At 33.7% G+C, this 8,423-nt stretch carries 4 protein-coding genes; 3 read left to right on the top strand and 1 reads right to left on the bottom strand.

The window, feature by feature from the left end; genetic code table 11:
• A partial coding sequence (locus GMA11_RS08850) for a DUF1542 domain-containing protein (RefSeq protein ID WP_163546783.1) occupies window positions 1-1,074 on the top strand: 1,074 nt, incomplete at its 5' end.
• Window positions 1,075-1,255: 181 nt separating this feature from the next.
• Window positions 1,256-4,678 carry an SHIRT domain-containing protein gene (locus GMA11_RS08845; RefSeq protein WP_163546782.1) on the top strand — a complete coding sequence of 1,141 codons (3,423 nt, stop codon included), beginning with the start codon at window positions 1,256-1,258 and terminating at the stop codon, window positions 4,676-4,678.
• 108 nt (window positions 4,679-4,786) lie between these two features.
• On the opposite strand, the gene GMA11_RS08840 is transcribed toward GMA11_RS08845, so the two are convergent.
• Window positions 4,787-5,746: an IS30 family transposase gene (locus tag GMA11_RS08840; RefSeq protein ID WP_163546781.1), complete on the bottom strand. Its 960-nt coding sequence runs from the start codon at window positions 5,744-5,746 to the stop codon at window positions 4,787-4,789.
• Between the two features lie 317 nt (window positions 5,747-6,063).
• Here GMA11_RS08840 and GMA11_RS08835 point away from each other — a divergent pair.
• On the top strand, window positions 6,064-8,423 hold a 2,360-nt coding region (locus GMA11_RS08835; protein ID WP_163546784.1), incomplete at its 3' end, for a DUF1542 domain-containing protein.

The raw sequence follows: 8,423 nt of genomic DNA, 5'->3' as shown, positions 1-8,423 counted from the left end.
GCAGCAGAGAAAGCAAAAACAGCCATTGACGCTGCAACAGATGTGGAAGAAGTCAACAAAGCAAAAGAAGATGGCGAAAAAGAAATTGAAAATTCACCAGTAACATCAGAAAAAGAAGATGTAAAAGTAGCAGTTGACAAAGCAAAAGAAGATGCGAAAAAAGCGATTGATGAAGCCAAAGTGGCTAAAGAAGAAGCAATCGATAAAGCAGAAGGCTTAACAGAAACAGAAAAAGCCAAAGCAAAACAAGCAGTTCAAGACGCAGCAGAGAAAGCAAAAACAGCCATTGACGCTGCAACAGATGTGGAAGAAGTCAACAAAGCAAAAGAAGATGGCGAAAAAGAAATTGAAAATTCACCAGTAACATCAGAAAAAGAAGATGTAAAAGTAGCAGTTGACAAAGCAAAAGAAGATGCGAAAAAAGCGATTGATGAAGCCAAAGTGGCTAAAGAAGAAGCAATCGATAAAGCAGAAGGCTTAACAGAAACAGAAAAAGCCAAAGCAAAACAAGCAGTTCAAGACGCAGCAGAGAAAGCAAAAACAGCCATTGACGCTGCAACAGATGTGGAAGAAGTCAACAAAGCAAAAGAAGATGGCGAAAAAGAAATTTCTGTTACACTACCAATTAATAAATTCAGAGTACCTGATTTATCTAATAGTGATCAGTCTGTGAAAGATAAATTAAAAGAAGAATTGCTTCGTTTAAATCCTGGTGCGACAATTACTTTTAATGGAAATAAAGTAATAGTCAATGGTGTAGAAATACCATTAACCGACTTGATAGTATATGGTAAATATGAAGTTGATAAAGATACTCCTAAGTATGACAAGCCAAATCTAGTTCTAGGAGTAGCAGATGTGTCTAACAATCATAAAGGCGATAATAATGGATTAATACATGGTGAAGAAACAAAATTCGGATCAGGTTCACTTAATAAAGATTCATATTCAAGTAAAAAACTACCAAAAACAGGAACAACAGAACAAAACACAATATTTTATGGAGCTACTGTATTTGGATTAGGTTTAATGATTGCAGCATTAAGAAAACGATTGGAAGAAGAAACTGAATAAGTGGTATATTTTTTAATGCAAGTTTACTGATGTCATATAGATATGACTGAAAAGTAAAAATGGGAAGATAGCATTGCGATAATGATATCTTCTCATTTACTATTTTGACTTAGGTATACTAGTTATGATATTCTATAGGAGATCGAAAATAGTTTTATAATAAAAAAGTGAGGGAGTAGATATGAGAAACATAGATAGGGGTTTTAGAAAACAAATATTTTCTATTAGAAAGTTAACACTAGGTACAGTTTCTGTTGCAGTTGGTATTTTTTTATGTGGGGCAGCTGTCTCTAATCATCAAGTTGCTTTTGCCAACAGTGAGCAGCAGAGTCATAAACAAATAAAAGTTTCGTATCAATATGTTTTAGAAGATGAATTAACAGCTGATGAGAAACAACATATCATTGCTGAATTACCTACGAATTCACAAGAAGAAAACCAAGTTTATTATATGGTTTATCGTTGTGTTTCACAGGAGAAATTACCTCATACAGCAGAACAAAATATGATATTTTATGGTTTATCGGGTATGGTATGCCTTGCAAGTGGATTTATAATACTGTCAGATAGAAAACGAAAAACAAAACAAATGATGATACCTTTATTTTTTGTAACGGCAGCGAGTGCATTTTTATATTCTCATACAGCTTTATACGCTGTACAAAGTCAGCAATTGGCAAAATACAATCAACTTTTGACTTTGGATAGCCAATCTGTTTTACCTAAAGGTGTTGATATTAACGGTTATCGTTATATTGGTTTTATCAACGGTGAAGCAACGCATTCAGTAGTGGATTCAAGTGGTAAGAATATTTATATAGATGAAGTAGCTCCTTCTATATCACATAAAGAATCAGAGTTGTCAGTAATATCAACTACAAAAAACATGACAACACTAGATGAGTCAGCACCCGTGACGACACGAGAAACATCTGTAAATGAAGTATCAAAGGAATCTTCAAAAGTAGTGCCAATAGAAAATTCTAAAGAAACAACAAAATTAATAAACAAAGAAACGACTTCAGAAACAACAAGAGTAACAACAAGTCAAGTGACGGAAACGACTAAGGTAACGACAACGCAAGATATGCCAAAAGAAATATTGTATCATGTGTCCTATCAATTTACAGCTGAAAAAGAATTACCTCAAGTTCTTAAAGAGAGAGTATTGTATACCTCACAACAAGTAAAAAATGAAACAATCTTGACAACAAAAGAGATTGATACATCAGATTACAACGACATAGTCAATGACGGAATATGGCATTTTATAGGTTGGGATAAAACGATTGCGACAGTCAATAAAGCTGATGTAGTGTTTACGGGAATGTGGCAGTTTACCCCTAACACTTATAAAATACAGTATGCATTTGAAAAAGATGTCAATAGTTCTTTTGACTTACCACAATCTTTAAGAGAAAGATTGAATGGTAAAACACAATCCAAAGTGGAGAATGGTACATCAGTTACAACGGATATGATTGACACAAGTGATTATGTCGATACGGTTCATCATGGGTTATGGACATTTGTTGAATGGACAAAAACAAGTGAAGTTGTCAATAAAGCTGATGTAACGGTTATTGGGACATGGACATTTAAGGAAAATCCAGTACCGGAATTATATGCGATAACGTATCGTTTTCAATCAGACACTCAAGACGAAGTACTGCCAGAGAGTGTGATAGCCTTAACACCTAGTCAACAAACAGTTGCTAAAGGAAATGCTGTGACACTTATTCAGCCAACTGAGCAAGAAAAGCGTGTAGAAGGTGGAAAGTGGGTATTTAAAGGGTATGCTCCTACATCTCTGACACATATTCAAAGTGATACAGAAGTTGTTGGGACATGGCATTTTGAAAAAAATCAATATGCAGTTCAATATGTATTTAAGTCTGCTACGGAAGGGAAAATACTTCCAGTAGAAGTGAATGCATTGAAACCACATCAAGTACTTGTACCACATGGACAAATATTTAGTCCAAGTGCGATTGATGATACAATTACAACAGATGAGGGTGTATGGACATTTGTTGGATATGAACCAACAATTCCTGTCACCGTAACACAAAATACCGTTTTTACTGGGACATGGCAGTTTACACCAAAATCAGCAAATCGTTTATATGTGAACACGAATGCAACACAGGGAGGAAATGGTACAGAAGAAAGTCCGTACAATACACTTCAAAAAGCTTTAACATCAACTAAAGAAGGAGATACGATTGTACTATTGAGTGATGTGAATTTAGCAACAAGTATGGCAAATCAAGAGTTGACTATTGATAAATCTATCACGATAGATGGGCGAGGACATACGATTTATGGTAGAGGTTTGAGTTATTCCTTTGAAGGAGAACACACATTATTGAAAGACATCACACTTTCTAGTACACCGGACGGTAGCAACGCACTTTATATTTATGCGAATGATTCTCATTTGATTTTTGATAATGTTGTCACAAGAACAAGTGCGACGATTAACAGTGATGGCTTTACTTTAGTAGTAGGTAGTCATCGTACGACTGTTCCAGCAACTAAAGGTGCTAATATTATATTTAAAAACTCTCCACAACCAACAGAGCATAGACAAAGCGACGGATATAGTTATACAGGTACTGTCTTTAAAGAGATTATTCTTGGAGATACCTATCGAGATAAAACGACACCAACAACACTAATACTTGATAGAAATGTCAGAATTGACTCTTCTGAAAGACATCCTGTAGGCATACGTTTATCAAGTGAACAACATCAAAACCTTGGAGAAGTGAATGTAACATTACAAGAAAATGATAAAATAAATTATATTGATGCAACAAATGCAAGGGATAGTAAATTAAACATCAATTATCGTACGACTCAGGAAAATTTAGATATTAAAGGACGTATAAAACATATTCAGTTAAACAACTCAGTCGTTTTTTTCTCTAAAAATTTCCAAGGGGCAGACACCTTGACATTGGATACAGTTAGAGATGCGGTACAATTAGCATCGAATACTCAAGTGAGTGTAGGCGATATTGTATCATCTGGTGGAGTATTTGTTTTACCATTGACAGCAAGTGTGAATGTAGACAATGAAATAAAAGGGAACTTAAATGTTCTTATCAATCCAGTACAATTTGATGTGACTGAAGAAAAAATATATATGACGATTCAAAAAGGTTCTTTAAACACTGTCACATCGCATATCCTGTTTAATGAACGTAATGGAGATGCAGATATTTATACGTTAATAAAAGAAGAAAAAGTAATTCGCTTGATTCGACAAAACAATCATACGAATACCGATACAAGTTTACAAAAACCAATGATTAGTATTGTTGATATTGAAAAAGACGAAGATAATCGTTCGTTAACTGTTGCTGTAGACATTCAAGGACAAGGTATTATCAGTAGAAAACTTGTTATTATTAAAGAAAGTGATGATTCTATTGTAAAAGAGTTACCAATGGATGAACATATATATGATGTGGAGGTTCAAGGTTTAGAAGCAAACACACCATATAAAATCAGATTAGAAGTTATATATGATTTGAATGACGGTAAAGGAACACAAACAATCATAGATACATATATGGAAGCTATTTCTCTACCATAAAGTAGTTTTATTATAGGTTCTATGTCAAATAGGGTTGATGACTCATAAAAGGTAGTGATGTAACAAATGTTACGTCACTATCTTTTTGTTTTAAGTCACAGTCGCAAATTACAATAGTAAGTTAGCCACCTCAGGCAAATCATAAGGACATACATAGTTAAATAATTTACGTGGATAACGATTCATCCATTGTTCAACAGCCGTTACTTCGTTAGGAGTAACGGTTGTTGTGCCTTTTGGGAACCATCGTCTAATCAATCGATTTGCATTTTCGTTGCTACCTCGTTCATAAGAAGAGAATGGATGTGCATAATAAATAGGACAAGTGATGGCTTCGTCTAATCGTAAAAATTCAGAACCATTATCAGCTGTTAAAGAGTGGATTAAATAGTCTTGTTGAATAGACGTCAAAGCGGTATTCACACTTTGAGCCGTTTTATCAGGAATAAGACGAATGATTTCATATCGTGTTTTTCTGTCTGTTAATGTCAATAATTGTTGTCCACGTTTCTTGTTTAAAATCACTAAATCTATTTCAAAATGCCCGATTTCTTTTCTCTCGTTAATCTTTTGTGGTCGCTGTTCGATAGAGAGGGCATTAGCCTTTCTTGGTGGTCGTTTTTCATTGAATTTTATCGGTTTATGTTTTCTAGGATAAAGTAAAAGTTTACGTGAAATACCACTTATCCACCCTTTGTATACCCATGAGTAAATCGTTGTACAAGAGGGCATATCAGGTAATTGGCTAATCATTTCAGGGGAATATTTATCCATGATTTTTTCTTTGATGATGGTTTCTTTTTCTACCGTTGAAGTATCTGTTCTACCTACGGCTAAACGTAAACGATGATAATCGTTTTGTGCCTTTTGAGCAGAGTATTCTTTAGTGCCACCATGAAAAGATAAATCGATAAGTCCACGTTTGATTTCATTATTGATGGTTTGGTGATTTTTTCCCAATAATCGACTGATTTCTTTATTGCTTTTACCTTCTTTTTTCCATTTTTCGATGAAGTAACGTTCTTTTTCTGTTATATGTTTGCCTTTTGTGTTATAGTATTCTTGCATCTCTTGGTATCCTTTTTTTGTGATTATGAAAAGTATATCCTATGAGATGCTTTTTTTGTATCACTGGCTAACTTAATTATATAATTTACTCAAATCAAAAAAGTTGTACAAAATACTAGGACTTTTAGAATTACTAATATTCATGAAAAACATCAAATAATTAACTGTCTATTCTATAAAAACATATCAAAAAATCCTTATTTCTTAAGAATTCTTAAAATAACAACTATATTTTTCTTAATTATACCCCACTTGTTCCAAAAATCCTGATTTTTTGAATAAATAAAAAACAACATCATAAAAAAGGAGAAAAAACAATGTTTAATAAGAAAAAAGACAGATTTTCGATTAGGAAATTTAAGACAGGAGTAGGATCGATTTTCCTAGGATCTTTCCTTTTGATAACACCGCAAGTATTTGCACACGGAGTAGAAAACACAGAACTAACAACAGAAGCAACTAATGCCAGCGTAGTAGAAAAACCAAAAACAACCACAGCAGAAGAGAAAACAGCTTCAGAAACAGAAAAACAAACAAAAGAAAAAGCAAAAAATATCACATTTGAAGACTTTAAAAAAATGACAACAGAAGAAATTAAGGCACTTACTGTTGAAGATTTTGAACAATTAAACCTTACAGATGAAATAGTAGAAAGTCTATCGCTTGAACAACAAAAGGCTTTGACGCTTTCTAAAAACTTCCAAAATTACAAAAGCAAGCAAAAGAAAAACATTGAAGGAAATAAATTCCGTGATGGAGGAGTTATAAGTGATACAGAGTATGGATGGAACTCAAGAGAAGGAAACGATAGCAACATAGTAAAAGACTCTATCGATGTAAAAGTAGAATGGCTTGGAGATAATGGAAGTGGACAAAATAGAGTTAGAGTAACAGCAAATATCAATAAAAAACATGACTGGTGGAAAGAACCATTATTTTATGTTACTGTACCAGAAGGACTAACAGTAACATCCGTGTCTATGGCAGAAAATACTTCATCTTATTTTTATTCAGATGGAAATGTACTTAATGATTGGGCAACTTCTATACATAGATTATCACGAGAAAAAGGAAAGAGAAGTTATGTTGAAAAAACAGTAAGTTATGGTTATAAAAATGATGGATTTGAAGGTCGTTGGAGAGATACAATAGGCTGGCACATGGAGAAGAGTTGGAATACAACTCCAAGTGAAATAGATAGAATAAACAGCATCAAAAATAGAACTAAAGGAATTTTATCATTTGAAACAGAAGAAACAACTTTAGATTATCGAATCACCTACACAGCAACTGTAGATAGTAGTATAAAAAGTGCTGATGAAGTTGCGTTAATTGCTGGATTTAAATCTAACCAACTACCTATAGGATCTGCACAAAATTATGCTCGTGCTTATCTGAAAGTTTACAAAGAAGCTACTCCTGTACAACCAGCACCAACACCGAGTCCATCTTCAAATCCAGCTTCAGTTACATTTTCAAGCTCGCCTACTGAGTCTACTGAATTAATCATGTGGGCAGGTGTTCGAACTGATAAAGACGTTAAGCTTATTGATGTAGAAGCAGGAGACCCACCTGTTATCTACCTGGCAGATGATTCATCAGATCACCCAGGAATAGAAGCAAAATTCACGGGAAATCTAGCTCCTACTAAACCTATATTCCATTATGATAAAGCAAAAAAAGAATTTTATCTTAAAGCAGGTAGTATATTTGGTCATGGAAATAGTGCTACTCCAGGAGGATTCAACAAACGTATTGTAGCAAATACTAGTAAGGATAGAATTGATAACCCACTTGCAAGAAGTGGGAAAATTAGATTTATGTATTTTCACATACCAGAAGATGTAACGATAGATAAAAACAGCAAATTAATAGCCAAGAGTGATTTACAAGAAGAACTTTTAAAATTAGTAAAATATGAGGCTGCTTATAAAGAACAAGCAGATGCAACTACATTCATAATTAACAGAATGAGAAATGGATCTGGGAAAGAAGTTGATAAGATAACTGACTTGAATGGTCTGGGAAATACTCTTGAAGTAACAACTGTAACAAAGGATGGTTTTGAAAAAAATATCACTGTAACCCTAAATATCTTAGACAAAGAAGCTACTAAAAAATCAATTGATGAATTAAAAAAAGAAATAGATGATTCTAATAATAGAAGAGATGATCTAACAGAGGAAGAAAAACAAGCTGCAGCAGAAGCGACAAGATTAGCTGCAGAGGATGCAAAAAACAAAATTGATGGAGCAAATGATATATCAAATCTAAAAAGGATCAAAGCAGAAGCAGATAAAAAAATATATAAGAATCATCGTGTAGCAGCAAAAGATAAACCAAATGCAATAGAAGAAATTGATCAAGAAAAAAGAAAACAAGATGAAGAAATAAATAATTCTTCACTATCAGAATCAGAAAAACAAGCTGCAAAAGATAAAATAGCAAAAGAAGCAGAAAAAGCTAAAGAAGCAATCAATAATTCGCCAACTAGAGATAAAGTCAATGAAGCGAAAAATGCTGGAATAGAGGCTATGAAATTACCTAAAGCAAAACAAGCAGCAGTAACAGCATTAGCCCAAGCCCAAAATGAAGCAAATGCAGCAATAGCAGCAAATGACAATCTAAGTCCAGAAGAGAAAGCAAAAGCTAAAAAAGAAGTAGATGATGCGACAAG

Origin of the sequence: Granulicatella sp. zg-ZJ (assembly GCF_010892355.1) — a bacterium.
GTDB lineage: Bacteria > Bacillota > Bacilli > Lactobacillales > Aerococcaceae > WM01.
This window is presented reverse-complemented; position numbering and strand designations above follow the sequence as displayed.

Coding starts and splice junctions, on each gene's coding strand:
- GMA11_RS08840 (WP_163546781.1), bottom strand. CDS start 5,746: ATGCAAGAATACTATAACACAAAAGGCAAACATATAACAGAAAAAGAA.
- GMA11_RS08845 (WP_163546782.1), top strand. CDS start 1,256: ATGAGAAACATAGATAGGGGTTTTAGAAAACAAATATTTTCTATTAGA.